The organism is Streptomyces eurocidicus, assembly GCF_002891295.1.
In the GTDB taxonomy this organism is placed as follows: domain Bacteria; phylum Actinomycetota; class Actinomycetes; order Streptomycetales; family Streptomycetaceae; genus Streptomyces; species Streptomyces eurocidicus.
The window spans coordinates 63,848-90,822 of sequence record NZ_LGUI01000011.1; the positions used below are offsets into that span (position 1 = coordinate 63,848).

Here is a 26,975-nt window from a genome sequence, read left to right on the forward strand (position 1 = left end):
GCACCCATCAAAGCGACTTCTCCCGGGGCCTCCTCCGGGGAATACGTACCTGAATGCGTACGTCCATCCGTGCGAGGACCGGCAGGAGGTTCCGGACGAACCTCCCTTCGAGCCTGCCATCCCAAATGCCGTTCCGCCTCACTCCCGTACCCTCGGAACCATGTCGCTCTACGCCGCGTACGCCGGCAACCTCGACGCGCGGCTGATGTCCCGCCGCGCACCCCACTCGCCCCTGCGCGGCACGGGCTGGCTCTCCGACTGGCGGCTGACGTTCGGCGGCGAGCAGCTGGGCTGGGAGGGCGCGCTGGCGACCGTCGTCGAGGCCCCGCGCTCCCAGGTCTTCGTCGCCCTCTACGACATCGCTCCGATGGACGAGGACTCGATGGACCGTTGGGAGGGCGTCGGACTCGACATCTACCGCCGGATGCGGGTGCGCGTGCACACCCTGGACGGCGAGGAGCCCGCCTGGATCTACGTCCTGAACGGCTACGAGGGCGGTCTGCCCTCCGCCCGCTACCTGGGTGAGATCGCCGACGCGGCCGAGTCCGCGGGCGCCCCGCACGACTATGTGATGGAGCTCCGCAAGCGTCCTTGCTGAGAGTGACGGACCGGTCTCGTCGCAATGCACAAAGCAACAATCGGAACACCGTGCCCGGCGACATCTACGCGCGTAGGCGAAGAGCGGCTACCCTCGTCCGCGTGAACGCATCTGTTACCCCCCAGGTCGACCCGTACGCCGCGGCCGACGCCGCCGCCACCCGTCTGCGCGAGCTGACGGGCGCCGAGACCCACGACGTCGCCCTGGTCATGGGCAGCGGCTGGCTCCCGGCGACGGAGGCGCTCGGCGCCCCCGAGGTCGAATTCCCCGTCACCGAGCTCCCCGGCTTCACGGCCGCCGCCGTCGCGGGCCACGCGGGCACGGTTCGCTCGTACAAGGTCAACGACAAGCGCGCGCTCGTCTTCCTCGGCCGCACGCACTACTACGAGGGCCGCGGCGTCGCCGCCGTCGTCCACGGCATCCGCACCGCCGTCGCCGCCGGCTGCAAGACCGTCGTCCTGACCAACGGCTGCGGCGGCCTCCGCGAGGGCATGCGCCCCGGTCAGCCGGTGCTGATCAGCGACCACATCAACCTCACGGCGACCTCGCCGATCGTCGGCGCCAACTTCGTCGACCTCACCGACCTGTACTCCCCCCGCCTGCGCGCGCTCTGCCAGGAGGTGGACCCGACCCTCGAAGAGGGCGTGTACGTCCAGTTCCCCGGCCCGCACTACGAGACCCCGGCCGAGATCAAGATGATCCGCACCCTCGGCGCGGACCTGGTCGGCATGTCCACCACGCTGGAGGCCATCGCCGCCCGCGAGGCGGGCGCCGAGGTCCTGGGCATCTCCCTGGTCACGAACCTGGCCGCCGGCATGACGGGCGAGCCGCTCAACCACGAAGAGGTCCTCCAGGCCGGCCGCGACTCGGCGACCGCGATGGGCGCGCTCCTGGCGCAGGTCCTCGACCGCCTGTAAACCGACCCACACCCCGCCACGGCGGACCGGGCCGGAGCCGACACGCAACCCACCAAGCGCGTCGGCTCCGGCCCGCGGTCGTACGGCGGGAAGCCGGCATGCGGCGGGAGGGGGCGGGGCGGGTGGGGCCCTACAAGATGGCATTGGGGGCACCCCCGTACGGAGTATGGGGGAGTGATTTGCGGGCCCGAACGGCGGGCAACGATTGCAACGCCGGGTAACGGGGCCCGTAAATCATGCAGCCCCGTAGGGCCCACCCCGCCCCGCCCCCGACCCACCACCCGCCCGCCCGCACCCGTACCCCGAACCCAAGCACCAGCCCTCCGGAGGAGAACCCGTGGAGCGAGACCTCATCGCCCAGGCCAAGACGTGGCTCGCCGAGGACCCCGACCCCGAGACCCGCGACGAGCTCGCCCGGCTCATCGACGCCGGGGACACCGCCGAGCTGAGCGTCCGCTTCGGCGGCACCCTCCAGTTCGGCACCGCCGGCCTCCGCGGCGAGCTCGGCGCCGGCCCCATGCGCATGAACCGCACCGTCGTCATCCGCGCCGCCGCCGGCCTCGCCGCGTACCTGAAGAAGCAGGGCCACACCGGCGGCACGGTCGTCATCGGCTACGACGCCCGCCACAAGAGCGCCGACTTCGCCCTCGACACCGCGGCCGTCATGGTCGGCGCCGGCCTGAAGGCCGCGCTGCTGCCCAAGCCGCTGCCCACCCCGGTCCTCGCCTTCGCGATCCGCCACCTCGGCGCGGTCGCCGGCATCGAGGTGACCGCCAGCCACAACCCGCCGCGCGACAACGGCTACAAGGTCTACCTCGGCGACGGCTCGCAGATCGTGCCCCCGGCCGACGCGGAGATCGCCGCCGAGATCGCCGCGATCGAGAGCCTGGCCGACGTGCCCCGCCCGAGCGCCGGCTGGGAGACCCTCCGCGAGACGATCGTGGAGGCGTACCTGGAGCGCACGGACGCCGTCCTGACCAACGGCTCCGCCCGCGACGTCCGCGTCGTCTACACGCCCATGCACGGCGTCGGCCGCACGGTCCTCACCGCCGCCTTCGAGCGGGCCGGCTTCCCGGCGCCGACCGTGGTCGCCGAGCAGGCCGAGCCGGACCCGGACTTCCCGACGGTCGCCTTCCCGAACCCGGAGGAGCCGGGCGCGATGGACCTGGCGTTCGCCACGGCCCGCGAGGCCGCGCCGGACATCGTCATCGCCAACGACCCGGACGCGGACCGCTGCGCCGTCGCGGTCCCCGACCCGGACTCGGCCGAGGGCTGGCGCATGCTGCGCGGCGACGAGGTGGGCGCGCTGCTGGCGACGCACCTGGTCCACAAGAAGGCGCAGGGCGCCTTCGCGACGACGATCGTGTCCTCGTCGCTGCTGTCCCGCATCGCGGCGGCCGCGCCGGGCGCGGACTACGAGGAGACCCTCACGGGCTTCAAGTGGCTGGCCCGGGTGGACGGCCTGCGCTACGCGTACGAGGAGGCGCTGGGCTACTGCGTCGACCCCGAGGGCGTGCGCGACAAGGACGGCATCACGGCCGCCCTGCTGGTGGCCGAGCTGGCCGCGGAGCTCAAGGAGTCCGGCCGTACGCTGACGGACCTGCTGGACGACCTGGCCGTCGAGCACGGCCTGCACGCCACGGACCAGCTCTCGGTGCGGGTCCAGGACCTGTCGCTGATCTCGGACGCGATGCGCCGGCTGCGCGAGCAGCCGCCGACGGCGCTGGCGGGGCTCCAGGTGTCCTCGGCCGAGGACCTGGCGAAGGGCTCCGAGGCGCTGCCGCCGACGGACGGCCTGCGGTACCACCTGGCCGGCGACGCGGCGGGCGAGGTGTCGGGGGCGCGCGTGATCGTCCGTCCGAGCGGCACCGAGCCGAAGATCAAGTGCTATCTGGAGGTCGTGGTGCCGGTGGCGTCGGCGATCGCGCTGGCGGACGCGCGGGCGCGGGCGACGGAGGTCCTGGCGGCGATCAAGTCGGACCTGTCGCGGGCGGCGGGCATCTGACGCTGAGGCTCGGCTTTTGAAAACCGGACGTGGCCCGGGCTGGAGATCCAGCCCGGGCCACGTCGGGTTCTCACCCGGTCGCGAACAGCACCATCAGCAGGACGAACCCCACGACCGCGGGGGCGATCACCTCGTAGGCCCACCGCATCGCGACGGGACCTTGCGCACCGGCCCGCTTGGCGTTCCGCTCGGCGAGCTCCCGGAGGTCGTCGATCACCTGGTCGGAGGGCGCCTTGACGCTCTGGCCGGCGCCGGTGGTGGCCAGTCCCTCGGCGAGGGCCTGGTTCTGCCGGCGGGCGGCGGTCTTCCGCTGGCGCAGGGAGACGGGGATGGACCACAGCTGGTACTTGGCGCCGTCGGCGAGCACCTCGCTGGAGTAGCCGGCGCGTACGCCGTCGACGCGGCTCCAGGGGAGGGTGATGGTGCGGAAGGGGTTGCGGACGAGGAGGCGGTCCTCGCCTGCCCATACGGCGGGCCGGACGGTGAAGGCGATGATCAGCGGCACGGCGCAGAGGAGCCCGGCGAGCGCCAGCCAGGGCGTACGGCCGGAGCCGCGCACGATGGCGTCGCCGCCCAGCCAGGCGGCGAGGCCGAGGAGCAGCACGCCGGTGGCGATGCCGGAGGGCGAACGGAAGCACCGCTCGGCGTAGGCGTCCGGTTCCTGTGGGGACCGTGGGGCGGAAGAGTCGTCCGGGCTCGTCATGCCGCCGATTGTGCCGCACGGTGTGGTGGGTCGGGGTGGGTGTGCTGTGCACGTGCCTGGGGTGCGGGCGGGTGGTGGGTCGGGGGCGGGGTGGGGTGGGCCCTCCGGGGCTGCATGATTTACGGGCCCAGTTGCTGCGGCATTGCACAGTGCCCCGCCGTTAGGCCGCAAATCACTCCCCCAGCTACCGCTGGGGGTGCCCCAACGCCCCTTGCCGGGCCCACCCCACCCCGCCCCCTCCCGCCGCACACCATCTGCGGGGCGGTGCGACCGACGCGAGCAGACATCGGGCACCGCCGGCAGCTGCCCAGCGGGTTACCGACAGAGCCGGGGCCGGCGACCTCCTTGGTCGGCGAGCTCCCCGGATCGGCAATGGGCACGGGTCGACACGGGTCGGCACCCCCCGGCAGGCGCCCCAGACTCACGGCAGGCCCGGATGAGCCCCCGCCGGGCCCCCGGAGTCGGGCCCCGACCGCGGGGTCGGGACCGGATGGTGGAGCCAGGACCGGACCGTGGAGTCGAGACCGGACGGTGGAGCCAAATCGGCCCCGGGGCAGAACCAGACCCAGAGGGCAAAGCCAGACCCGGGGGCAAGGGCCAGACCCGGGGCCAAACCCGGGGGCCAGGGCCCAGCCCGGAGTCGGGGCCCAGCCCGGAGTCGGGGCTCAGCCCAAGGGGCTGGGCAAAGCCCAAGCCCAAGGGTCGGGGCCCGACCCACCGACCCCCGGCCCGGGGGCCCGGCCCGGGGCGGGGGTGGGTCCCGAACCCACCCACCGCCCCCCGTCCAGAAAGCTCCCCGCACGGGGGGTTGGCACGCGCTACGCGCGTAGATATGCTCATCTGGTGACCATGCCCACCACAGTTCCCGCACACGGCAATGACGCCGCGGGGCGGCTGACGGAGCTGGCGGACGTGACCGCCTCCGACAGTGCGCTGCGCCGCTTCCTGCACGGCCTCCCGGGCGTCGACGCGGTCGGGCTGGAAGCCCGCGCCGCGTCCCTCGGCACCCGCTCGATCAAGACCACGGCGAAGGCGTACGCCATCGACCTGGCGATCTCGATGATCGACCTGACGACGCTCGAGGGCGCGGACACCCCGGGCAAGGTCCGGGCGCTCGCCGCGAAGGCCGTCAACCCCGACCCGACCGACCGGACGTCGCCGCGCACCGCCGCCGTCTGCGTCTACCCCGACATGGTGGCCACCGCGAAGGCGGCCCTGACCGGCACGGACGTGAAGGTCGCGTCCGTCGCCACCGCGTTCCCCGCCGGCCGCGCCGCGCTGCCGGTGAAGCTCGCGGACACCCGGGACGCCATCGCGGCCGGGGCCGACGAGATCGACATGGTCATTGACCGCGGCGCCTTCCTGGCCGGCCGGTACATGGACGTGTTCGAGGAGATCCGTGCCGTCAAGGCGGAGTGCGGCGACAAGGCCCGGCTGAAGGTGATCTTCGAGACCGGCGAGCTGTCGACGTACGACAACATCCGCCGCGCCTCCTGGATCGGGATGCTCGCGGGCGCCGACTTCATCAAGACCTCGACGGGCAAGGTGGCGGTCAACGCCACGCCGTCGAACACCCTGCTGATGCTGGAGGCCGTGCGCGACTTCCGCGCGCTCACCGGCGTCCAGGTCGGCGTGAAGCCGGCCGGCGGCATCCGCACCACCAAGGACGCGATCAAGTTCCTGGTCCTGGTCAACGAGACGGTGGGCGAGGAGTGGCTGGATAACCACTGGTTCCGGTTCGGCGCCTCCAGCCTCCTGAACGACCTGCTGATGCAGCGGCAGAAGCTGAGCACCGGCCGCTACTCCGGTCCCGACTACGTCACGGTGGACTGATCATGTCTTTCACTTACGCACCCGCGCCCGAGTCGCGTTCGGTCGTCGACATCGCGCCGTCCTACGGCCTGTTCATCGACGGCGAGTTCACCGAGGCCACCGGCGGCAAGGTCTTCAAGACCGTGAGCCCCTCCTCCGAGGAGGTGCTCTCCGAGGTCGCGCACGGCTCCGCCGAGGACGTGGACCGCGCCGTGAAGGCGGCCCGCAAGGCGTTCGAGAAGTGGTCCGCGCTGCCGGGCTCCGAGCGCGCCAAGTACCTCTTCCGGATCGCCCGGATCATCCAGGAGCGCTCGCGCGAGCTGGCCGTCCTGGAGACCCTGGACAACGGCAAGCCGATCAAGGAGACCCGCGACGCGGATCTCCCCCTGGTCGCCGCGCACTTCTTCTACTACGCGGGCTGGGCCGACAAGCTCGACCACGCGGGCTATGGCGCGAACCCCCGTCCGCTGGGCGTCGCGGGCCAGGTCATCCCCTGGAACTTCCCGCTCCTGATGCTGGCGTGGAAGATCGCCCCGGCGCTGGCCACGGGCAACACGGTCGTGCTGAAGCCGGCCGAGACCACCCCGCTCTCGGCGCTGTTCTTCGCGGACATCTGCCGCCAGGCGGGCCTGCCCAAGGGCGTCGTCAACATCGTCACGGGTGACGGCACCACGGGCGCCGCGCTCGTCGCGCACGAGGGCGTCAACAAGGTCGCCTTCACCGGCTCCACGGCGGTCGGCAAGGCCATCGCCCGTACGGTCGCGGGCTCGGACAAGAAGCTCACGCTGGAGCTGGGCGGCAAGGGCGCCAACATCGTCTTCGACGACGCGCCGATCGACCAGGCCGTCGAGGGCATCGTCCAGGGCATCTTCTTCAACCAGGGCCAGGTCTGCTGCGCGGGCTCCCGCCTGCTGGTCCAGGAGTCGATCCAGGACGAGCTGCTGGACTCCCTCAAGCGTCGGCTGTCGACGCTGCGCCTGGGCGACCCGCTGGACAAGAACACCGACATCGGCGCGATCAACTCCGCCGAGCAGCTGGCCCGGATCACCGAGCTGGCCGACAGCGGCGAGGCCGAGGGCGCGGAGCGCTGGGCCCCGGCGTGCGAGCTGCCCGAAGCGGGCTACTGGTTCGCGCCGACGCTGTTCACCAATGTCACCCAGGCCCACCGGATCGCCCGCGAGGAGATCTTCGGCCCGGTGCTGTCGGTGCTGAGCTTCCGCACCCCCGCCGAGGCGGTCGCCAAGGCGAACAACTCGCAGTACGGCCTCTCCGCCGGCATCTGGACGGAGAAGGGCTCGCGGATGCTGGCCGTCGCGAGCAAGCTGCGCGCGGGCGTCGTCTGGGCCAACACGTTCAACAAGTTCGACCCGACCTCGCCGTTCGGCGGCTTCAAGGAGTCGGGTTTCGGCCGCGAGGGCGGTCGCCACGGCCTGGAGGCGTACCTCGATGTCTGATCGGCTCAGTGTCTTCAAGACCTACAAGCTGTTCGTCGGGGGCAAGTTCCCCCGGTCCGAGAGCGGGCGGGTGTACGAGGTGACCGACTCCAAGGGCAACTGGCTGGCCAACGCCCCGCAGTCCTCCCGCAAGGACGCCCGGGACGCGGTCGTCGCGGCCCGTAAGGCCGTCGGCGGCTGGTCGGGCGCGACCGCGTACAACCGCGGCCAGGTGCTCTACCGCGTCGCCGAGATGCTGGAGGGCCGCCGCGACCAGTTCGTCGCGGAGGTCGCCGACGCGGAGGGCCTGTCCAAGTCGAAGGCGGCCGCGCAGGTGGACGCCGCGATCGACCGCTGGGTCTGGTACGCGGGCTGGACCGACAAGATCGGCCAGATCACCGGCTCCACCAACCCGGTCGCGGGCCCGTTCTTCAACGTCTCCAGCACGGAGCCGACCGGCGTCGTCGCCGTGCTCGCGCCGCAGGAGTCGTCGTTCCTCGGCCTGGTCTCGGTGATCGCCCCGGCGATCGCCACGGGCAACACGGTGGTCGTGGTGGCCTCGGAGAAGGCCCCGCTGCCCGCCCTGTCGCTGGGCGAGGTGCTCGCCACGTCCGACGTCCCGGGCGGCGTGGTGAACGTCCTGTCGGGCCGTACGGCGGAGATCGCCCCGACCCTGGCCTCGCACCAGGACGTCAACGCGATCGACCTGGCGGGGGCGGAGGCCGACTTCGCCAAGGAGCTGGAGATCGCGGCGGCGGACAACCTCAAGCGGGTGCTGCGCCCGCAGGGTGTGGACTGGGCCGTGACGCCGGGTACGGAGCGGATGACCGCGTTCCTGGAGACGCGGACGGTTTGGCACCCGACGGGGTCGCTGGGCGCGGGCGGCTCGTCGTACTGACCGTCCGTTTCCCGGGGCTCCGCCCCGGACGCGCGAACGCCGGGCGGGCCTTTGCGGCTCGCCCGGCGTTGGCGCGTCCGGCGGGTCTTTCCCCACCCCGCCCCTTCCCGTAACCGGGGCTTCCGCCCCGGGCCCCGTTCCGCGCTGACGCGCGGTGGCCTCAATCGCCGGCCGGGCTGGATTTTCGCCCTGTCCGAGCTCGGCTTTCGGCCCGGTTCCCAGGCAACAACCTCCCAGCCCGGTTCCGGGCAACAACTCAGCCCGTCCGGCGTTTGAGGACACCGCGCGTCAGCGCGGAACCGGGGGCCCGGGGGCTTGCCCCCGGTTCCGGGAAGGGGCGGGGCTGGGGAAAAAGCCCCGCGCAGCGGCACCCCCCGTCACCGCCCCGCCTGCGGCGGAGCCGCCAGGCTCGACAGCGGCCCCGGCAACCCCCCGAGCGGCAGCCCCAACGGCCCGGCCTCAGCCGCACCCTTCGCAGGAGCGGACTTCGCCGGAGCGGACTTCGCAGGAGCAGCCACAGGCACCAGCGGCGGCGGAGGCGTCTTCTTCGCCGCCCCGGCCCCATGCGCAGGCGCAGCCCCCGGTCCCGGCGCCGGCGCCGGCGGCTGCACCACATCCTTCGACAGCTGCGCCAGCGGCCCCACCGACGCCAGGTTCTGGATCAGACCGCCCCGAGTCGTCAGCGGCTCCATCAGCGGCGCCGTACTGACCGGCTTGAAGTCCGCGACCTGTGTGTTCACCGAGTTGTCCAGCGGATCCGCGCTGGTCTCCGCGAACGGGTTGGCCTGGAGCTGACGCATCGTGTTGAAGACGCCCTCCGCCCCCTTCTGCAGCCCGATGTCGGCCCCGCGCAGCCCCGCCCCCACGTCCGTGTTCCCGAGGACCGCCCGGGGCGGCTGGACCGGCATGGCGGCGGCGCTCGCGGCCCCCGCGCCGCCCGCGACGAACGCCGCCCCGGCGGAGACGGTCAGCCCGGCGCGTACCAGGCCGCGCGAGAGCGCGGCCGGACGTCCGGGGGCGGAGCGGCGAGCGTGTCGTGCGTGCGAGGCCATGGGCACCTGCCGGGTAGTGAGTGACCGGTACGAACGACAACGCACCGTAGTCGAACCGTGACTCCACGCACACCCCGCGACCCGGGGGGATCCCCCATGCGGCCCAATGCCTCACACTGGTGTCCCGTGACTCCCCACTTGACCCCCGCGCGCGTCATCCTGCTGACCGGCCCGTCCGGTTCCGGAAAGTCGTCCCTCGCGGCCCGCACCGGGCTGCCCGTCCTCAACCTCGACGACTTCTACAAGGAGGGCGCGGATCCCACGCTCCCGCTCCTCGCCGACGGCTCGGGCGCCGACTGGGACTCACCCCTGTCGTGGGACGCGGAGGCGGCCGTCCGCGCGATCGACGAGCTGTGCCGTACGTCCCGTACGGGCGTGCCGGTGTACGACATCTCGACCAGCTCGCGGACGGGCGAGCGGGCGCTGGACATCGGCCGCACCCCGCTGTTCATCGCCGAGGGGATCTTCGCCGCGGACATCATCGACCGCTGCCGCGATCTGGGGGTGCTCGCCGACGCGCTGTGCCTGCGCGGCCGGCCGGCCACCACCTTCCGGCGTCGGCTGGTGCGCGACATGCGCGAGGCCCGCAAGCCCGTCCCGTACCTGCTCCGCCGCGGCCTGCGGCTGATGCGTGCCGAGCGCGGCATCGTGGCCCGTCATACGGCCCTCGGCGCGCACGCCTGCGGCAAGGAGGCCGCGATGGGCCGGATAGCCGCCGCGGCGGCGGGCCGCCGCGAGGGCGTAAGGGTCTGACACCCAAGAAGGGCTGACGTCCGAGAAAGGGTCTGACACCCGAGAAGGGTCCGGCACCCGGAATCCGGCACCCGAGAAAGGCCCCGACACGCGAGAGCGGGCCGGTACCCGGGCCCCCCAGCCCGCTACCGACCCGCTCCCGTTCCCCCCTGGGCCCCCATGCGCTCCCCCCGAGCGCCCCCAGGCCCCCCTATGGCCTCCATGGCCCCGCGCGGCGGCTCCCGCCGCTCAGGCCACCAGCTCGCCGAAGGACTCCGCGACCCCCCGGCCGGAGCCGATGACCTCGTCGTCCCGCAGCCGGCGCAGCGAGCGCCAGATGCTGCTCTTGACCGTTCCGACGCTGATGTCCAGGATCTCCGCGATCTCCGGGTCCGTACGGCCCTCGTAGTAGCGGAGGACGAGCATCGTGCGCTGGAGCTCGGGCAGCCGGGCGAGGGCCTGCCAGAGCACGGCGCGCAGCTCGGTGCCGCGCATCGCGTCCGTCTCGCCCACCGTCTCCGGCAGCTCCTCGGTCGGGTACTCGTTGAGCTTGCGCCGGCGCCAGGCGCTGATGTGCAGATTGGTCATCGTGCGGCGCAGGTAGCCGCCGACCGCGGCCTTGTCGCTGATGCGATCCCAGGCGCGGTACGTGGAGAACAGCGCGCTCTGGAGCAGGTCCTCCGCCTCGTGCCGGTCGCCCGTCAGGTGGTACGCGGTCGCGTACAGGGAGGCCCGGCGCTCCTGGACGTAGGCGGTGAAGGCCGCTTCGGCGTCCGCCCGGTCCGTCTTCCCGGCCTTGGCGGTGCCGCCGGACAGGGCCGCGCCCTTGTCCTCGGAGACCCCGGAGGCCCCCGCGGCCTGCCCGTACGTGATCGCGTCGATCGCCACCATGTAGGGCGGGCGTACACGTCCGGTGCCGCGGGCGCACCCCCGCCCGCCCACGGCACCGGACTTCTCGGGGCCCCGTCCGGCGTCGTGCAGGCGCGTGCGAATGACTGCGCTGGTCGTGGTGCTGTGCAGTGTGTTCATCTCGCGCCCCCCGTCGGTGGAGCCAGCTCGGTCCGTTTGCGTTCCCGGGCCTGGTGCCGCCCGGTGAACCAAAGCCTGCCGGGCCAGTTTCATCGCGCTGTCCGCCGACTGTCACAGCCCTGCAACAAGCCCGGGGACCCCCGTCACGGGGCTCTTCGGTCGAACCACCCGCCGGTCGTAGTCCAGAATGGCCACCGTGCCTTTCCTGTTGCTGATCGAGGACGACGACGCCATCCGTACGGCCCTGGAGTTCTCCCTGTCCCGCCAGGGTCACCGAGTGGTGACCGCGGCGACGGGCGAGGACGGTCTGAAGCTGCTGCGCGAGCAGCGGCCGGACCTGATCGTGCTGGATGTGATGCTGCCCGGTATCGACGGTTTCGAGGTGTGCCGGCGGATCCGCCGCACGGACCAGTTGCCGATCATCCTGCTCACCGCGCGCAACGACGACATCGACGTCGTCGTGGGCCTGGAGTCCGGCGCGGACGACTATGTCGTCAAGCCGGTGCAGGGCCGGGTGCTGGACGCGCGGATCCGCGCGGTGCTGCGCCGCGGCGAGCGGGAGTCCAGCGACTCGGCGTCGTTCGGCTCGCTGGTCATCGACCGGTCCGCCATGACGGTCACCAAGAACGGCGAGGACCTCCAGCTGACCCCGACCGAGCTGCGGCTGCTGCTGGAGCTCAGCCGGCGGCCGGGCCAGGCGCTGTCGCGCCAGCAGCTGCTGCGGCTGGTCTGGGAGCACGACTACCTGGGCGACTCGCGTCTGGTGGACGCCTGTGTGCAGCGGCTGCGCGCCAAGGTCGAGGACGTCCCCTCGTCGCCGACCCTGATCCGTACCGTCCGCGGCGTCGGCTACCGCCTGGACGCCCCGCAGTGATCGCCCCCGCCCGCCACAACAGCACAGAGAGCGCACCGTGACAGAAGAGCCCGGCACCACGCCCGGCCCCGCCCGTGAACGCGAGCGCCCCCCGGCCAGGAACGTGCTGAAGCTCAGCATGCGGTGGATCAGCCTGCGGCTGCGGCTGATGCTCGTCTTCGCGCTGGTCGCGCTCGCCGCCGCGGTCTCCGCGTCCGCCATCGCGTACTGGCTCAACCGTGACGCGGTGCTCACCCGTACCCAGGACGCGGCGCTCGACGACTTCCACAAGTCGCTCCAGGACAACACCGGTTCCCTGCCGCAGAACCCGACCTGCCAGGAGCTCCAGGCCGCCGCCGACCGGATGGCCGCCACCTCGCAGAAGTACGAGGTGCTGCTGATCAGCACGGCCGGCCGGACCGACTGCGCGGCCCCGTCCGACCGTGACCTGTTCACGCTGAAGGTCGTCCCGGAGTCGCTCCAGGCCGCGGTGAACCGCGAGCGGCGGGTCGACGACTCGAACCGCTACGCCTACCACCTGTACTGGCAGCGCATCACGCTCGGCGGCAAGCCGTATCTGGTGGGCGGCGCGAAGGTGATCGGCGGTGGGCCGACCGGCTATCTGCTGAAGTCCCTGGAGAACGAGCGGGCCGACCTCAATTCGCTGGCCTGGTCGCTGGGGATCGCCACCGCCCTCGCGCTGATCGGCTCCGCGCTGCTGGCCCAGGCGGCCGCGTCCACGGTGCTGCGGCCCGTGCAGCGGCTCGGGGAGGCGGCGCGGCGGCTCGGCGAGGGGAAGCTGGACACCCGGCTCCAGGTGTCGGGCACGGACGAGCTGGCCGACCTCTCGCGCACGTTCAACAGGACGGCCGAGTCGCTGCAGAAGCGGGTCGAGGAGCTCAGCGCCCGGGAGGCGTCGAGCCGCCGGTTCGTCGCGGACATGTCGCACGAGCTGCGGACGCCGCTCACGGCGATCACCGCGGTGACCGAGGTGCTGGAGGACGAGGCGGACAACCTCGACCCGATGATCGCGCCCGCGGTGCAGCTGGTCGTGAGCGAGACCCGCAGGCTGAACGACCTGGTGGAGAACCTGATGGAGGTCACCCGCTTCGACGCGGGCACGGCCCGGCTGGTCCTCGACGACGTGGACGTCGCCGACCAGGTCACGGCCTGCATCGACGCGCGCGCCTGGCTGGACGCGGTCGAGCTGGACGCCGAGCGGGGCATCGTGGCCCGGCTCGACCCCCGCCGCCTGGACGTCATCCTCGCCAACCTCATCGGCAACGCCCTCAAGCACGGCGGCTCGCCCGTGCGGGTCTCGGTGCGGCTGGTGGGCGACTCGCTGCGGATCGACGTGCGCGACCACGGCCCCGGCATCCCCGAGGACGTCCTGCCGCACGTCTTCGACCGCTTCTACAAGGCGAGCGCCTCCCGGCCGCGCTCCGAGGGCAGCGGCCTCGGCCTGTCCATCGCCCTGGAGAACGCCCATATCCACGGCGGCGAGATCATGGCCGCCAACTCCCCGGACGGCGGCGCGGTCTTCACGCTGACGCTGCCCAGGGACGTGTCGGAGCTGACCGACGGCGAGCGGGACCGGACGAAGGGGAGCGGGGAGTGAGGACGACTGCCAGGAGGGGCGCGCCCGGTACGCGCCGTGCGGCCGGGGTCCGGCGCGTCCGGACGGCCGCCGTGGCGCTGGCGCTGCTCGGCGCCTTCCCCGCGCTGTCCGGCTGCGGCATCCGCGGCACCGCCGTGCCCGTGGACGCGGGCGGCGCCCCCTCCCGGGCCTCGTGCGTGGCGCAGCCCGACCGGAGCCTGCCGGCCGGGCTGGCCACCGTGACCGTACAGCTGGTGTGCTCCTCGCAGCTGGTGCCCGTGACCCGCCAGGTGTCGCTGCCGGACAAGCCGGGCGACACCGTGGTGGTGGCCCGCGCCCTCCTCGACGAGCTGCGCCGGGCGCCCTCCGCGCGCGAGGCCGAGGCCGGGCTGACCACGGCCGTGCCGCAGCGCCTGACGGTGGGCGGGCCCCGGTCGGGCGACCCGGCGGGCACCCTGCGGCTGGGCCGGGAGCCGGACGAGCTGCCGCAGGTCGCGCTGGCCCAGCTGGTGTGCACGTACGCGAGCACGGCGGCGGCCGACGGCCGGGGGACGGTGATCCTGGGCGGCCCGGCCGAGGAACGGCCGAAGGGGTACGCGTGTACGGAGAGTATGCGTACGCACCCGGACACGGCGGAGATCCCGGGCGGCCCCGTCACCTGACGGGGCGCGTCACGTCTTCCTGACCGCCGTCACGCTCCGTCGCCCGCGCCGTCGCCGCTCCCCGCTCCAGGTGGGCGGAACCGCGCGACCGGCGCACCGCGTCCTCGGGGACGTGCAGGGTCATGGTTACGGCGGTACGCCCGCCCTCCGATACCGCTACCGCGTCGCGGGGTGCGTGCTGCTCGTCGCCCATCTCCTGGCCGTCGGCTGGCTGGCCCTGCGCCCGCTGACGGCGCCCTGGGTGACCGCCGCGCATCTGGAACCGCTCGCCACCCTCCGCGCGGATCTGGCGCTCGGCCCCTGGCAGGCGGCGCGGGCGATCGGTTCCGGGGTGCTGCCGCTGGCTCCGCTGGGGGTGCTGCTGCCGTGGGCGAGAGGGCGGGTCGCGGCCTCCTCGCTGGGCTCGCTGACCCGGACGGTGTTCACCGCCGCGATGATCTCGCTGGGGCTCCAGGTCGTGCAGAGCGGGGTGCTCGGCCAGGTCCTGGACGTGGACGCGCTGCTGCTGGACGTGACGGGCGTGGCGCTCACACATCTGGCGGTGGTGCCGGCGGTACGGGCCCGGCTCCGTCGCAGGGGTGACGGAGGGCGACCGGCGGCCCGCCTTCCGGAGGAGGTTCCTCAGGGTCTGACCCCGACGATCCCCAGGGTCCGGATCGCCCCCTAGAGCGAGGCTTCGCCCCGGTCCGCGAACGTAGCGTGGAGTCATCGGGAAACGCTCCCGTACGGCGCCGCCGAGGGTGGTCGCCGGCCCCACGAACGAAGGGTCGTCCCCATGTCCGCTCCGCTGGTCCGGCCTCGCAACCACAGGATGATCGCCGGAGTCTGCGCGGGTCTCGCCCAGCGCTACGGGACGTCCCGCACCACGATGCGGGTCATCTTCCTGGTGTCGTGCCTGCTGCCCGGCCCGCAGTTCCTGCTGTACCTGGCGCTGTGGCTGCTGCTGCCGAACGAGAAGGCCCAGGGCGCGTCGGCGCAGTCCTGGTGACCCCCGGCCCTCCCCGGAGGGCGAACGCGGCGGGCCGCGCACCCCGGCAGTGGGGTGCGCGGCCCGCCGTCGCGTACGGCAGGGGGCTCTAGTTCGAGCCGGGCAGGGTGAGGTTCGAGGGCAGCATGCCGAGGGGCAGGCCGCCGAGCAGTCCGCCGTTCCCCTTGGCGTCCATGGGGGCGGGCAGACTGGGGGCCACGGCCTTGTCGACGGCCTGGGACGGGGACTTCAGGATGCCGGACTGGATCGCCCGGTCCGCGGCGGCGATCACGGGGCCGCCCGCCGGGGCCATCTTGGCGGCCTGCTGGATGGGCAGCCCGCTCATCGTGGTCGCGGTGGTGGTGGTGACCGACTCGACCGGGCCCGCGGGGGCGGCCGCCGACGCGCTGCCCGCCGCCACGGCGGAGAGGGCGACACCGAGCGCGGCGACACCGAGGGTCTTGATGGTTCCCTGCTTCATCAGAATTCTGTCCTCGCGACGGGGATGTGTTGAGCGGCACTGCAACCTAGTCACGAGTTCCGGGGAGCCGCAATGAATGACACGGCCGGGACCTGAAGTCCCGGCCGTTGTCACGGTATTCCCCGTGGATTCACCGTCCGTTGCGACGGCAAAGAGAAGCGCTGGTCAGGCGGTTTCCGTCACGGTCTGCCGGAACAGCCATTCCGACTTGAGCTCGGCGTAGCCCGGCTTCACCACGTCATTGATCATCGCGAGACGTTCATCGAATGGGATGAACGCGGACTTCATCGCGTTGACGGTGAACCACTGCATGTCGTCCAGCGTGTATCCGAAGGTCTTCACCAGATGCTCGAATTCCACACTCATGCTGGTGCCGCTCATCAGACGATTATCGGTATTTACCGTCGCCCGGAAATGCAGCTTGCGCAGCAGGTGGATGGGGTGCTCCGCGTAGGAGGTGGCGGCCCCGGTCTGGAGGTTGGACGTCGGGCACAGCTCCAGCGGGATGCGCTTGTCCCGGACGTACGAGGCGAGCCGGCCGAGCTTGACGGTGCCGTCCTCGGCGATCTCGATGTCATCGGTGATCCGCACACCGTGACCGAGCCGGTCGGCGCCGCACCACTGGAGCGCCTGCCAGATCGACGGCAGGCCGAACGCCTCGCCCGCGTGGATGGTGAAGTGGTTGTTCTCGCGCTTGAGGTATTCGAAGGCGTCGAGGTGGCGGGTGGGAGGGAAGCCCGCCTCGGCGCCCGCGATGTCGAAACCGGCCACGCCGGAGTCGCGGTAGCGGTTGGCGAGTTCGGCGATCTCCAGCGCGCGGGCCGCGTGCCGCATGGCGGTGAGCAGCGCGCCGACGCGGATGCGGTGCCCGTTCTCCCTGGCCCGGCGCTCACCCTCGCGGAAGCCCGCGTTCACGGCCTCGACGACCTCTTCGAGGCTGAGCCCGCCCTCCAGGTGCTGCTCGGGGGCGTAGCGCACCTCGGCGTAGACGACACCGTCCTCGGCCAGGTCCTCGGCACACTCGGCGGCCACCCGGAAGAGCGCCTCACGCGTCTGCATCACGGCGCAGGTGTGGGCGAAGGTCTCCAGGTAACGCTCCAGCGAGCCGGAGTCGGCGGCCTCACGGAACCAGACGCCCAGCTTGTCGGGGTCGGTCTCGGGCAGATCGGCGTAGCCCGTCTCGCGGGCCAGGTCGACGATCGTGCCCGGACGCAGTCCGCCGTCGAGGTGGTCGTGCAGCAGCACCTTGGGCGCGCGACGGATCTGCTCGGGGGTGGGTTGAGAGGTGGTCTCGCTCGTCATTTCGGCACTCTAGCGCCTACGCGCGTAGATATCGGCGAACGATACGGAACGGTGACCCATCGGCGGGGTGGACACCGCGCGGCGTTCTGCCATCGTTTCTGCCATGTCTCAGCAAGCGATGCCGCAGCGGGACCCCGGCGGGCCGGGAAGCGGGCCGGGCGACGGTCCGGGGAGTGGAGCGGGCAACGGTCCGGGGAGTGGGGCGGAGGGTGCGCCGGGCGGCCCGGCTAGCGCTCCGGGAGGAGACCCGGCGGGCGCGGCCGACCATGGGCGGGCGAGCCTGGGGAAGGCGTTCGGAGCCGACCGCTCGGTGCACGGCGTGGCCCTCCTGCTGCCGGGCGGACGCCCGGCCGGCACCCGCCGGCCGTCGGCCCTCGCGGCCCTGGGCCAGCGGCCGTTGGCCCGCCGGCTGGCCCGCGCGGCCGGCCCGGAGGGGCTGGCCGTCCATGTCGTGCGCTACCGCCGCCGGGGCTGGAACGGCACCGCGGCCGATCCGGTGCGGGACGCGGAGTGGGCCGCCGACGAGGTCCTGCGCCGCTACGGCGACGTGCCCGTCTGCCTGATCGGCACGGGCATGGGCGGCCGCGCCGCCCTCCACGCGGCGGGCCACCCGGCGGTCACGTCCGTACTGGCGCTGTCGCCCTGGCTGCCCGCGCGGGGCCCCGCCACGGAAACGGAGCCGGTACGTCAACTCGCGGGCCGCCGGGTGCTCCTGGTCCACGGCACGAACGACGAGCGCACGGACCCGGACCTCTCCTTCCGCCTCGCCGCACACGCGAAGAAGATCAACCGCGACGTCTGCCGCTTCGAAGTCCACTCGGACGGCCACAGCCTGCGCCAGCACCGCCCCGAAGTCCTCGCCCTGGCAGTCGACTTCGTCCGCGGCTCCCTCTTCGGCCACCCCTACGCCCGCCCCCTGACGGACGCCCTGGCGGCACCGCCACCACTGGGGCTGCGCATGCCGCTCGCCTCCGGCTTCGGGGCGTCGTTGGGGTATTGAGGACGCGTGCGGGGCGGGGGCGGCGGGCTTTTTCCCCTCCCCGTCCCTTCCCGAATGTCCTCAAACGCCGGACGGGCTGAAATCAGCCCGTCCGGGGGCACCCCCAGCGGTAGCTGGGGGAGGGAAGGGGCGGGTAGGGGAAAAGCCCGCCCGGCACGGGCTAGCGCGGCACGGGCTAGCGCGGCACGGGCTAGCGCGGCACGGGCTAGCGCGGCACGGGCTAGCGCGGCACGGGCTAGCGCGGCACGGGCTAGCGCGGCAGCAACTGCCCCCGCCGCGACAGCAGGAACCGCTTGAACGCCGCCACCGGCGGCGTGTCCGGATGCCCGTCCAGCCACGCCACCCCGATCTCACGGAACGCCCGCGGCGCCGTGACCGTCAGCTCCACCACCCCCGGCCGGGCCACCGCCGGCGGCGGCAGCAGGCCGACGCCGAGCCCCGCCGCGACCAGGCCGCGCAGCGTCTCCGGGTCCTCGCCCTCGAAGGCCACCTTCGGCGTGAAGCCCGCCTCCGCGCAGAGCGCGTCCGTGATGCGGCGCAGGCCGTAGCCCGGCTCCAGGGTCACGAAGAGCTCCGTCGCCGCCTCCGCGAGCCGGACCCGCTTGCGCGCGGCCAGCGGGTGGTCCTCGGGGACGACCAGGCGGAGCTTCTGCTCGTCCAGCCGCCGGGCGGCGAGGTCCGGGGCGTCCGGCAGCGGCGACGTCAGGCACAGGTCGAGGTCGCCGTACCGCAGCCGCTCCAGCATCGCCTCGCCGTACCCCTGCACCAGCTGGAACCGTACGCGCGGGTGGTCGGCCCGGAAGGCGCGGATCAGCTCGGGTACGGTCTCGGAGCCGAGGGTGTGCAGGAAGCCGAAGGCGACCTTGCCGCTGGTCGGGTCGGCGTCCGCCTGTACGGACTCGGCGGCGCGGTCGACGTCCGCCAGCGCCTTCTCGACCGACGCCAGGAACGCCCGCCCCGCCGCCGTGAGCGAGACCGTGCGCCCGTGCCGGGCGAACAGCGCGACCCCCAGGTCCTTCTCGATCCGGACCATCGACCGGCTCAGCGTCGACTGCGGCATCTGCAACTGCTGCGCGGCCCGGGTGACGTGCTCGTTCCGGGCCACGGCGACGAACTGCGCCAGGCGCGGCGTGAGCGTGGCGGCCCAGGAATCCGCCTTGATGTCGGGAGTGTCAGGTGTTACCGACTTGTCAAAATTCCGAGTCACGCTTTCGTTGCCACTTGGTGACAGAGACGCCCCTGGCCTGCGGTCATGCTGCATGGGATCGATTATCGCGTTTTTGTGCATTGGACGCATGAGCGGTACGTGCATACGGTCGAGACATGCCTCCTGCCGATACCAGGGCATCCGTCGTCACCATGCGTTCGGGTGCCTCTGCCCTGTCGTCCCTCACCACTCCTTCCTCCTCGGCCGATGACAACAAGCTGGTGCCCGGCGGGCCCGGCTACCGCCGTACGAGCTTCGCGCTCTTCGCGGCGGGTGTCGCCACCTTCGCCCTGCTCTACTCCACGCAGGCCCTGCTCCCCGCGATCTCCGACGACCTCGGGGTGACGCCGGATCAGGCGAGCTGGACGGTCTCCGCCGCCACGGGCGGCCTCGCCGTCGCCGTCGTCCCCCTCAGCGCCCTCTCCGAGCGCTTCGGCCGCCGGACGATGATGACCGCGTCCCTGTGTGTCGCCGCCTTCGTGGCGCTCCTCGTGCCCCTGGCCCCCGGCCTGGGCTGGCTGGTGGCGCTCCGCGCCGTCCAGGGTGCCGCGCTGGCGGGCCTGCCCGCTTCGGCGATGGCGTACCTCTCGGAGGAGGTCCGGGCGAAGGCGCTGGTCGGCGCGATCGGCCTGTTCGTCGCGGGCAACAGCCTCGGCGGCATGATCGGACGCATCCTGGCCGGCTGGGTGGCCCAGGCATGGGGCTGGCGCGCCGGACTCGCCGCGGTGGGCGTCCTGGCCGTGATCTGCGCGGTGACCTTCCGCGCCCTGATCCCCCGGGCCCGGCACTTCACCCCCACGGCCGTCTCCCCGCGCGACCTGGCCCGTACGGTCGCCGGCCACCTCTCCGACCCGCTGCTGCGCCGCCTGTACATGATCGGCGCGCTGTTCATGACCGTCTTCGGCGCGGTCTACACGGTGATCGGCTACCGGCTGGCCGAGGCCCCCTTCTCCCTCCCCCAGGGCGTCGTCGGCTCGATCTTCCTGATCTACCTGGTCGGTACGGCCTCCTCCGCGGCGGCCGGAAAGCTGGTCGGCCGCCTCGGCCGGCGCGGCGCGCTGTACCTGGCGGTGAGCACGACGACGGCGGGCCTGCTGCTGACGCTGACGGAATCCCTGACGGCCGTTCTGGCGGGCCTCGTCCTCATCACGGCCGGCTTCTTCGCGGGCCACGCGGTGGCCTCGTCCTCCGTCAGCCGCGCCGCGAAGACGGGCCGCGCCCAGGCGTCGGCCCTGTACCAGACGGCGTACTACCTGGGCAGCTCGGTCGGCGGCACGCTCGGCGCGGTCGCGTACCACTACGCCGGGTGGGACGGCGCGGTGGTCCTGGGCATGACCGCGATGATCGGCGCCGCGTCGATCACGCTGTACGCGACGCGGATGGCGCTCGTGGAGCGCCGCCGGATGCCCGTCCGGGCGGGTTCCGTACGGGCCTGAGCCCTCTACGGACCCGAGGCCCTCGCCAGGCCCCTATGAACCAGGCCCCATGAACCCGAAGGGCCCGCCCCACCACCTGTCCTGGTGGGGCGGGCCCTTCGCTGTCGCCCGTTCGGCGCGCCCGTGTCGAACGGCGGGGCTCATGCGTCCCGGACCTCGACGGGTCCGGCGGGTGCCTCATCGCCGCCGGGCGGCCGCTCATCCTCGAAGTACAGCTCCAGCGCCTCGCGCAGTTGGTCCAGCGCTTCCCTGATCGTCCTGCCCTGACTGGCCACCTCGACCTGAACACATCGGGCCACGTAGCGGCCGCCCTCATGCGTGACGGTGGAGGTAAGGCGAACCTGTCGGGTCACGCCCGGATTCTGCCAGGCCACGGCCGCAAGCACGGCTGTCCTCGCATCGTTCACCCCATCGGGTATCGAACACATCCAATGGTCAGACCATCGGTGGAAGCATCGGCTCATGGCTGAGCACACGGTGACACTGATCCATGACAACTGGCCCGCGAAAGACGCCGCGCACTTCGCCTCACTGGCGGCCGACCCACCCGCCGGCTTCACGTTCTCATGCAAGACCTGGGAGCTCTACAAGGGCATCACCGGCACCCGGGAAGCACCGACGCTGTTCCACGCCATCGCGGACGTCGTGGCCGAGGTCGCCCGAACCCACGGAGTCCTGCTCAACGACGCGGGCATCGAGAAGCCCCGCGAGTGGGTGGACGAGGAATCGAACCAGCAGACCGTCGCCCATCTGCTGCTGATGGCCGCGCACCGCGCCGCGTACTGCGGCCTCACGATCAGCGATCTGACGGATTTCCTGCGCGCGGCGGAGCCGGCCCACGGGCGGGCGGGCCCGGCCACCGACCGGTGCGGGTCCGGCGACCGCCCCGCCCAGGCGTAAATTCCCCCGCCTCCCGCCGGTGCGCTATGTACCCTTCGGTCCATGGATATCGCATTTCGACCGCTCGAAACCGCGGACATACCCGCCCTGGCCGCCCTCCGGGAAGAGGTCGAGCGCACCGACCGCACAGGCATCCACTACGACCTGGCCGATATCCGTGAGGAGTTCACCGACCCCAAGCTGGACCTCGCCCGCGACACGCTCGGCGCCTGGCAGGGCACCCGGCTGGTGGCGTACGCCCTGGTGTACGAGCCGGAAACCGTGCGCGGCGTGCTGCGCTTCGACACCGACGGCGCCGTCGACCCCGCGTACCGCCGCCGCGGGCTCGGCACGGAGATCGTCGACTGGATGCGCACCCGGGCCCGGGCCCGCCACGCGGAGCGTGCCCCCGAGGCGCCCGGCGAGCTGCACCTCGGCGGAGTCTCCACCAACACCGGCCTGGCCGCGCTGGCCGAGCGGGCGGGCTTCGCCCCCTGCCGGTACTGGTTCACCATGTCACGCGACCTGCGCACCGCCGCACCCCTGCCGGAAGCCACCGCTCCGGCCGGTCTGCGACTCGCGCCCTTCGCCTGGGAGCACGACGAGGCCGTCCGTCTCGCCCACAACGAGGCGTTCCTCGACCACTGGGACTTCGCCGAGGCCGACGAGGCCGACTGGCGCACCTGGAACACGGGCTCCCGGTCGTTCCGCGCGGACGTCTCCGCCGTCCTCCTCGACGCCGGCGACCATGTGGCCGCGTACCTCCTGGCCGACGAGTACGCCGCGGACACCGCTGCCACGGGGGTTCGGACCTGCACCGTGGCCCACCTGGGTACGCGACGCGCACACCGGGGCAAGGGCGCGGCGCGCGCCCTGCTGGCCCACACCTTGCGGGCCGCGCGCGAGCAGGGTTACGACCGTGCCGAGCTCGTGGTGGACACGGCGAATCCGACGGGCGCGCTCGGGATCTACGAGGGTCTGGGCTTCGTGAGCGAGCGGACGCTTGTTACGTACGCGGGGCCACTGGGGGCGTGAGCCGGTCGGCTTTGATGGTTCTGAGGAGGCCGGCGAGGGCGACGGGGTCGGTGGTGATGATCTGGGCGGGGTCGTCGCTCTCGCGGAGGCGTATGAGGCCGCCGGGGGCGGCGGCGATCTCGACGCAGTCGTTTTCCGCTCCCGTACTGAATGAGGACTTACGCCAACCAAGTTGAGACATCTGGCTACCTATCGCAGTTCATACAGGACATGCTGAAGCAAACTCAACGAGTCCCCTGCTCCCTGCGCCTCGGGAGCAGCTGCCGGGTCGATAGGTGCAAGGGCCAGGGAAGCAAGTCGCTCAAACATACTGGCGTATTCGGTGATGCGATCGCCATCCCCGATGAAGTCCGCGCTGGTCGGGTGCTCCCGGTAGAGAGTGTCCAGCTCGGGGGTTGTGCCACTGAAGAGGACGAACGAACGGGTGTGGGACGGGTACGGCCCCATATCGAAAGGGAAAATCTGCACCGTGACGTGAGGCATTCGGCAAATCTCGATGAGCTTCAGGAGTTGCTTCCTCATCGTGCCCATATCGCCGACCCTCATACGCAAGGCCGACTCATGGATGACGGCGTGGTACGTCTCCAGCTCGGCCAGCACACGCTGCCGCTCCATTCTGAAACGCACCCAGCGATCCAGGTTCCGGTGATCGTCTTCGACGCTGGAGATGACACCGCGCGCGTAGCCCTCCGTCTGCAGCAGCCCGGGAATGACCGACGGCTCGTGTGCACGGACCCTGGTGGCCCGGAACTCCAGTTCCACCAGATCGAGAGCCCGGCGCCCCTGGGTCTCCCTGTACTCGTCCCACCAGCCCTTACCTGAATCCTGGGCCAGCTCCATGAGTCCGTCGAAGTAAGCGCCCGGCGGGCAGTCGTACTCGCGCAGCACCATGTACAGCCGGTTCCGTGACACATCGAGTCGACCCGCTTCGATGTTGCTGATACGGGCTCGGTCGGCGTCCAGTATCGCCGCCGCCTGATCACCCGAAATCCCCGAGCGCGTACGGAGCTTCCGCAGCTCCGCGCCGAGCCTGCGCTGCCGCTCGCTGGGTTGTTTCCTGGGTGCCATCCGTGACCTCCTCGACTGCTGGTGGCAGTCTGCCGACGCCAGGGCGGGAGAGGCCACTTATGCAGCCGCACGTCACCCACAAGGGGCAACATCCAGGGCAACCCTTGCTGAGCGAAAAAGGTTTCCCTACCGTCGAAGCACCTCATCCGGCATGGAGCAACGCGGAAGCGCACCCGAACCAACGCGAGTTGGCCCGGGCAAGGCCACCGCGCCCACCCTCCCACATGCCATGGGCCCGGCACACCCGGCAGCACCTCACCCAGGAGACGCCATGCGCACCCATCCACACCCCACCCCGGACTGCTCCCTCGTCTTCCCACCACATCCCGCCTGGGTGCGCGCGGCCCGCGAAATCGTCCGTACGTTGCTGCTCGCATCCCGGCGAACCGACCTCACCGATACCGCCGTCGCGCTCACCTCGGAGGCGGTCACCAACGCGGTCAACGCCTGCGGGGCAAAGGACTGCGACATCCCGGTCGCCCTCTTCGCGGAGTGGACGGACACGGGACAACTGCGCGTACTCGTGCACGACGGGGCGGCCGGGCTGCCCGTATGCCGGGAAAAGGTGTCACCCGAGGATGAGTCCGGTCGGGGGCTGATGCTGATCGAGAACGACGCCGACGCGTGGGGCGTCTGTGCCCACGGGCCCGGGCCCGGGAAGGCGACCTGGTTCGAGCTGGGCCGGACACCCCGAACGTCGCCCGTCGGCTGCGGGGACTGCGACACGCTGGCAACCGCCCACCGGGAGGCCCGAGCCGGCGGCGATCAGGAACGGATCATGGACGCGACCATCGCCGTGCGCAGGCACTTCCGCAGCGTGCACACTCTGCCGGCGGTGGCGCCGTGATCGGCTACGCGCCCGGGCGTATCGTGAACAACTGCCTCCACCACGGGGGCTGGACGCACCACGGAGGCGAGTCCCGCTGCGACAACTGCGGCGTCCGCCGGTTCACGGAATACGGCGCGGTACGCCCGTCCGGCCTGCCGCACGCCGTCACCCCGGCCGCCCCGGACCGCCGCGCCACGGATCGGGCGGCGGCCCTCAACATCTCACGGGCGGTACTCGACTCCCGGGGGTTCGGGTCGGCCCCCCCCTGGCGCTCACCCCATACACCCGGGCCAGGTTCGCCCTGCCGCACCACTGCTGAAGACAGCGCATCCCCTCTCCTAATAACCGGGAGCCGCCGACCACCGGGACGTTCGAGAACAGCACTGGCCCCAGGCCCTCAAGCCTCTCGCCCGGGGGGCTAGCCCCCCGAACAGGGCGGCGCTGCCACCACCTCCACGCGGAGGCCATCGCCATGGCCACGCGCCTCACTCCCATGGGTCAATGATCACGGGGCGGCCGGGAGTTCCGGCCGCCGGAACCATAACTCCCCGCACCCGCAAGTGTGTTGCACCCTTCGACGTGAGGCATCGCCATGACCTTCGTACGAACCCCCGCACCCGGAGCCCGCCGACGCCCCTCCCCCGCCCGTCGTAGAGCCGCCCTCGGCGCCGTCGCGACGGCCGTCGCGGCGGCGACCCTGGCGGTGCCCCTCTCCACCGCATGGGCCGCCCAGCCGGAAGCCCGCGCCTCCGGCCACGGTTCCCGCCACGGTTCCGGCCGCGTCTACGCCGACCTCCAGCGCGGTCTCGACGACATCGTCCACAAGGACGGCGTCGTGGGCGCGCAGGCCACCCTCACCGACCGGGCCGGCCGGGTCTCCATGACCGCCGGCACCGCCGAGCGCGGCACGGACCGGCCGATGCCCGCCCAGGGCTACTTCCGGATAGGCAGCAACACCAAGACCTTCGTCGCCACCGTCATGCTGCAACTCGTCGGTGAGGACAAGGTCCGGCTCGACGACACCGTCGACCGCTGGCTGCCCGGGGTCGTCGACGCCAACGGCAACGACGGCAGGCGGATCACCGTGCGGCAGCTGCTCCAGCACACCAGTGGTCTGCCCGACTACGACGAGAGCCTGCACATCCTTGAGGAGGAGGACTTCGAGAAGCACCGCTTCGACGACTACGCGCCACGCGACCTCGTCGACCTGGCCCTGCGGCAGAAGCCCCTCTTCGAGCCGGGCAAGGGCTGGAGCTACTCCAGCACCGGCTACATCCTCGCCGGGATGATCATCGAGAAGGCGACGGGCCACCGCTGGAGCGAGGAGGTCCGCGACCGCGTGATCAAACCGCTCGGCCTCACCCACACCTTCTCCACGGGCGACCGCATCGGACTCCCCCAGCCGTCCGCCCGCGCCTACCAGCAGTTCAAGCCCGGGGGCCCGCTAATCGACAGCACCGAGCTGAGCATGTCCTGGGCCGGCGCCGCGGGCGACCTCGTCACGACCTCGAACGACCTCACGCGCTTCTGGCAGGCCCTGCTGGGCGGCAGGCTGCTCAAGCCCGCGCAGCTGACGCAGATGCTGACGACCGTGCCGGCGCCCGAGGAGCACGCGACGGTGCCCAGCGAGGCGGGGCTCGGCATCTTCCGGACCCCGCTCAGCTGCGGCGGCTCCTACTGGGGCCACAGCGGGACCACCCTCGGCCACGTGAACGTCAACGGCTTCGTCGACAAGGGCAGGCGGGGCGTCGTCGTGATGCGCTCCACCAACCTCGCCACGGACGACCGGGACACCCGTACCGACAAGCTCGTCGACGACGTCCTGTGCAAGATCAAGTGACCCGTCGCACCCGGTCGCGCCCCAGCCGCGTCCGACACACGGCCCCCGGCGGCCACCGATTACCGCCCGGGCCCCGCCGTCGCGCAGGATGGACCGTATGACCGAGATCCACACCCCCCGCCTCCTCCTCCGGCGCTGGCACGAAGACGACGTCCCCTTCATGGCGGACATCAACGCGGACCCCCGCGTCATGCAGTGGGTCGATGACGGCTCGGTGATCGACGCCGACACCACCGCCGAGGCCGTCGAGCGGTGGGAGGAGGAGTGGGACGACGAGGGCTTCGGGATCTTCGCCGTCGAGCTGCTGGGCTCGGGCGAGCTCATCGGCTGCACGGGCCTGTCCTGGTCGGAGTTCTCCCCGGAGGAGCTGCCCGACGTGGCGATCGGCTGGCGGCTCGGCGCCCAGTTCTGGGGCCAGGGGTACGCGTCGGAGGCCGCGCAGGCCGTGCTGGATTTCGCGCTCACGGACCGCGGCCTCGACCGGGTCGTCGCCGTCATCCGGACCGGCGACGAGGCGTCCGAGAACGTCGCCCGCAAGCTCGGCATGGCGCCGGAGCGCGAGACGACCCACCCCGTGCACGACTTCCCGATGACGGTGCACGCCATCGATCTCACCGAGTACCAGGCGTAAAGCCGCGGG

At 72.1% G+C, this 26,975-nt stretch carries 30 protein-coding genes; 20 read left to right on the top strand and 10 right to left on the bottom strand.

The annotated features are described in order from the left end of the window. Positions 1 to 160 precede the first annotated feature (160 nt). From AF335_RS28145 to AF335_RS28155, 3 genes are all read left to right on the top strand, one after another. Entirely contained in the window at positions 161 to 598 is a 438-nt protein-coding gene (locus AF335_RS28145) for a gamma-glutamylcyclotransferase family protein (protein ID WP_058045957.1), read from the top strand. Between the two features lie 101 nt (positions 599 to 699). Then, entirely contained in the window at positions 700 to 1,515 is an 816-nt protein-coding gene (locus AF335_RS28150) for a purine-nucleoside phosphorylase (protein WP_102921262.1), read from the top strand. A 337-nt stretch (positions 1,516 to 1,852) separates the two neighbouring features. Beyond that, entirely contained in the window at positions 1,853 to 3,520 is a 1,668-nt protein-coding gene (locus AF335_RS28155; protein ID WP_102921263.1) for a phospho-sugar mutase, read from the top strand. Between the two features lie 70 nt (positions 3,521 to 3,590). Here AF335_RS28155 and AF335_RS28160 read toward each other — a convergent pair whose 3' ends face one another. Further along, positions 3,591 to 4,223, bottom strand: coding sequence for a PH domain-containing protein (locus AF335_RS28160; protein ID WP_102921264.1), 633 nt, complete (start codon positions 4,221 to 4,223; stop codon positions 3,591 to 3,593). 849 nt (positions 4,224 to 5,072) lie between these two features. On the opposite strand from AF335_RS28160, the gene deoC reads away from it, so the two are divergent. Genes deoC through AF335_RS28175 form a run of 3 tightly spaced genes read left to right on the top strand, consistent with a single transcriptional unit; the run spans position 5,073 to position 8,366 of the window. Then, positions 5,073 to 6,056, top strand: coding sequence for a deoxyribose-phosphate aldolase (deoC, locus tag AF335_RS28165; RefSeq protein WP_102921265.1), 984 nt, complete (start codon positions 5,073 to 5,075; stop codon positions 6,054 to 6,056). Between the two features lie 2 nt (positions 6,057 to 6,058). After that, positions 6,059 to 7,489, top strand: coding sequence for an aldehyde dehydrogenase family protein (locus AF335_RS28170; RefSeq protein WP_102921266.1), 1,431 nt, complete (start codon positions 6,059 to 6,061; stop codon positions 7,487 to 7,489). Beyond that, the gene (locus AF335_RS28175) at positions 7,482 to 8,366 is read left to right on the top strand and encodes an aldehyde dehydrogenase family protein (RefSeq protein ID WP_102921267.1); all 885 of its coding nucleotides are present in this window, start codon (positions 7,482 to 7,484) and stop codon (positions 8,364 to 8,366) included. The genes AF335_RS28170 and AF335_RS28175 overlap by 8 nt, the downstream gene beginning before the upstream one ends. Before the next feature lie 377 nt (positions 8,367 to 8,743). Here AF335_RS28175 and AF335_RS35235 read toward each other — a convergent pair whose 3' ends face one another. After that, entirely contained in the window at positions 8,744 to 9,418 is a 675-nt protein-coding gene (locus AF335_RS35235; RefSeq protein ID WP_184743400.1) for a hypothetical protein, read from the bottom strand. 96 nt (positions 9,419 to 9,514) lie between these two features. On the opposite strand from AF335_RS35235, the gene AF335_RS28190 reads away from it, so the two are divergent. Beyond that, complete coding sequence (locus AF335_RS28190) at positions 9,515 to 10,171, top strand: uridine kinase family protein (protein WP_102921269.1); 657 nt, start codon at positions 9,515 to 9,517, stop codon at positions 10,169 to 10,171. Positions 10,172 to 10,399: 228 nt separating this feature from the next. Here AF335_RS28190 and AF335_RS28195 read toward each other — a convergent pair whose 3' ends face one another. Continuing rightward, the gene (locus AF335_RS28195; protein ID WP_102921270.1) at positions 10,400 to 11,179 is read right to left on the bottom strand and encodes a SigE family RNA polymerase sigma factor; all 780 of its coding nucleotides are present in this window, start codon (positions 11,177 to 11,179) and stop codon (positions 10,400 to 10,402) included. A gap of 196 nt (positions 11,180 to 11,375) precedes the next feature. Here AF335_RS28195 and afsQ1 point away from each other — a divergent pair, with 196 nt between their 5' ends. The 3 genes from afsQ1 (at position 11,376) to AF335_RS28210 (ending at position 14,291) form a co-directional block, all read left to right on the top strand. Beyond that, on the top strand, positions 11,376 to 12,053 hold the full coding sequence (gene afsQ1, locus AF335_RS28200) for a two-component system response regulator AfsQ1 (protein WP_184743397.1): 678 nt from the start codon (positions 11,376 to 11,378) through the stop codon (positions 12,051 to 12,053). A gap of 118 nt (positions 12,054 to 12,171) precedes the next feature. Beyond that, positions 12,172 to 13,650, top strand: a complete 1,479-nt coding sequence (locus AF335_RS28205; protein WP_228772912.1) for a sensor histidine kinase — start codon at positions 12,172 to 12,174, stop codon at positions 13,648 to 13,650. Continuing rightward, complete coding sequence (locus AF335_RS28210; protein WP_102921272.1) at positions 13,647 to 14,291, top strand: hypothetical protein; 645 nt, start codon at positions 13,647 to 13,649, stop codon at positions 14,289 to 14,291. The genes AF335_RS28205 and AF335_RS28210 overlap by 4 nt, the downstream gene beginning before the upstream one ends. Here the strand turns inward: AF335_RS28210 and AF335_RS36320 are convergent. Then, positions 14,284 to 14,415 carry a hypothetical protein gene (locus AF335_RS36320; protein ID WP_260421979.1) on the bottom strand — a complete coding sequence of 44 codons (132 nt, stop codon included), beginning with the start codon at positions 14,413 to 14,415 and terminating at the stop codon, positions 14,284 to 14,286. The genes AF335_RS28210 and AF335_RS36320 overlap by 8 nt on opposite strands. On the opposite strand from AF335_RS36320, the gene AF335_RS28215 reads away from it, so the two are divergent. Together AF335_RS28215 and AF335_RS28220 are read left to right on the top strand one after the other, a co-directional pair. Further along, positions 14,404 to 14,958: a VanZ family protein gene (locus tag AF335_RS28215; protein WP_102921273.1), complete on the top strand. Its 555-nt coding sequence runs from the start codon at positions 14,404 to 14,406 to the stop codon at positions 14,956 to 14,958. The genes AF335_RS36320 and AF335_RS28215 overlap by 12 nt on opposite strands. Before the next feature lie 108 nt (positions 14,959 to 15,066). Next, on the top strand, positions 15,067 to 15,279 hold the full coding sequence (locus AF335_RS28220) for a PspC domain-containing protein (protein ID WP_102921274.1): 213 nt from the start codon (positions 15,067 to 15,069) through the stop codon (positions 15,277 to 15,279). An 88-nt stretch (positions 15,280 to 15,367) separates the two neighbouring features. On the opposite strand, the gene AF335_RS28225 is transcribed toward AF335_RS28220, so the two are convergent. Both AF335_RS28225 and AF335_RS28230 read right to left on the bottom strand, forming a co-directional pair. Next, positions 15,368 to 15,739, bottom strand: a complete 372-nt coding sequence (locus AF335_RS28225; protein ID WP_102921275.1) for an ATP-binding protein — start codon at positions 15,737 to 15,739, stop codon at positions 15,368 to 15,370. 165 nt (positions 15,740 to 15,904) lie between these two features. Then, positions 15,905 to 17,041: an adenosine deaminase gene (locus AF335_RS28230; RefSeq protein WP_102921276.1), complete on the bottom strand. Its 1,137-nt coding sequence runs from the start codon at positions 17,039 to 17,041 to the stop codon at positions 15,905 to 15,907. A gap of 319 nt (positions 17,042 to 17,360) precedes the next feature. Here AF335_RS28230 and AF335_RS28235 point away from each other — a divergent pair, with 319 nt between their 5' ends. Continuing rightward, positions 17,361 to 18,041, top strand: a complete 681-nt coding sequence (locus AF335_RS28235; RefSeq protein ID WP_184743394.1) for an alpha/beta hydrolase — start codon at positions 17,361 to 17,363, stop codon at positions 18,039 to 18,041. Positions 18,042 to 18,291: 250 nt separating this feature from the next. Here the strand turns inward: AF335_RS28235 and AF335_RS28240 are convergent, their stop codons facing one another. Then, positions 18,292 to 19,302, bottom strand: a complete 1,011-nt coding sequence (locus AF335_RS28240; protein WP_102921277.1) for a LysR family transcriptional regulator — start codon at positions 19,300 to 19,302, stop codon at positions 18,292 to 18,294. Between the two features lie 62 nt (positions 19,303 to 19,364). Here AF335_RS28240 and AF335_RS28245 point away from each other — a divergent pair, with 62 nt between their 5' ends. Beyond that, complete coding sequence (locus AF335_RS28245) at positions 19,365 to 20,684, top strand: MFS transporter (RefSeq protein ID WP_102921278.1); 1,320 nt, start codon at positions 19,365 to 19,367, stop codon at positions 20,682 to 20,684. Positions 20,685 to 20,824: 140 nt separating this feature from the next. On the opposite strand, the gene AF335_RS28250 is transcribed toward AF335_RS28245, so the two are convergent. Then, positions 20,825 to 21,037 (bottom strand): type II toxin-antitoxin system HicB family antitoxin, encoded by a 213-nt coding sequence (locus AF335_RS28250; protein WP_102921465.1) that lies wholly within the window; start codon positions 21,035 to 21,037, stop codon positions 20,825 to 20,827. 109 nt (positions 21,038 to 21,146) lie between these two features. Here AF335_RS28250 and AF335_RS28255 point away from each other — a divergent pair, with 109 nt between their 5' ends. Together AF335_RS28255 and AF335_RS28260 are read left to right on the top strand one after the other, a co-directional pair. Continuing rightward, entirely contained in the window at positions 21,147 to 21,584 is a 438-nt protein-coding gene (locus AF335_RS28255; RefSeq protein WP_102921279.1) for a hypothetical protein, read from the top strand. 42 nt (positions 21,585 to 21,626) lie between these two features. Further along, positions 21,627 to 22,598, top strand: a complete 972-nt coding sequence (locus tag AF335_RS28260) for a GNAT family N-acetyltransferase (protein ID WP_102921280.1) — start codon at positions 21,627 to 21,629, stop codon at positions 22,596 to 22,598. Here AF335_RS28260 and AF335_RS28265 read toward each other — a convergent pair. Together AF335_RS28265 and AF335_RS28270 are read right to left on the bottom strand one after the other, a co-directional pair. Next, complete coding sequence (locus AF335_RS28265) at positions 22,570 to 22,779, bottom strand: DUF397 domain-containing protein (RefSeq protein ID WP_102921281.1); 210 nt, start codon at positions 22,777 to 22,779, stop codon at positions 22,570 to 22,572. The genes AF335_RS28260 and AF335_RS28265 overlap by 29 nt on opposite strands. Positions 22,780 to 22,787: 8 nt before the next feature. Then, a complete protein-coding gene (locus tag AF335_RS28270) occupies positions 22,788 to 23,666 on the bottom strand; it encodes a helix-turn-helix domain-containing protein (RefSeq protein WP_102921282.1) in 879 nt (292 codons plus the stop codon). Positions 23,667 to 23,937: 271 nt separating this feature from the next. Between AF335_RS28270 and AF335_RS28275 the strand changes: the two genes are divergently transcribed. The 4 genes from AF335_RS28275 (at position 23,938) to AF335_RS28285 (ending at position 26,966) form a co-directional block, all read left to right on the top strand. Further along, a complete protein-coding gene (locus AF335_RS28275; RefSeq protein ID WP_102921283.1) occupies positions 23,938 to 24,513 on the top strand; it encodes an ATP-binding protein in 576 nt (191 codons plus the stop codon). A gap of 23 nt (positions 24,514 to 24,536) precedes the next feature. Further along, entirely contained in the window at positions 24,537 to 24,917 is a 381-nt protein-coding gene (locus AF335_RS36745) for a DUF6255 family natural product biosynthesis protein (RefSeq protein ID WP_425329131.1), read from the top strand. 170 nt (positions 24,918 to 25,087) lie between these two features. Beyond that, a complete protein-coding gene (locus AF335_RS28280; RefSeq protein WP_102921284.1) occupies positions 25,088 to 26,335 on the top strand; it encodes a serine hydrolase domain-containing protein in 1,248 nt (415 codons plus the stop codon). Positions 26,336 to 26,432: 97 nt separating this feature from the next. Continuing rightward, complete coding sequence (locus AF335_RS28285) at positions 26,433 to 26,966, top strand: GNAT family N-acetyltransferase (protein WP_102921285.1); 534 nt, start codon at positions 26,433 to 26,435, stop codon at positions 26,964 to 26,966. Positions 26,967 to 26,975 lie beyond the last annotated feature (9 nt).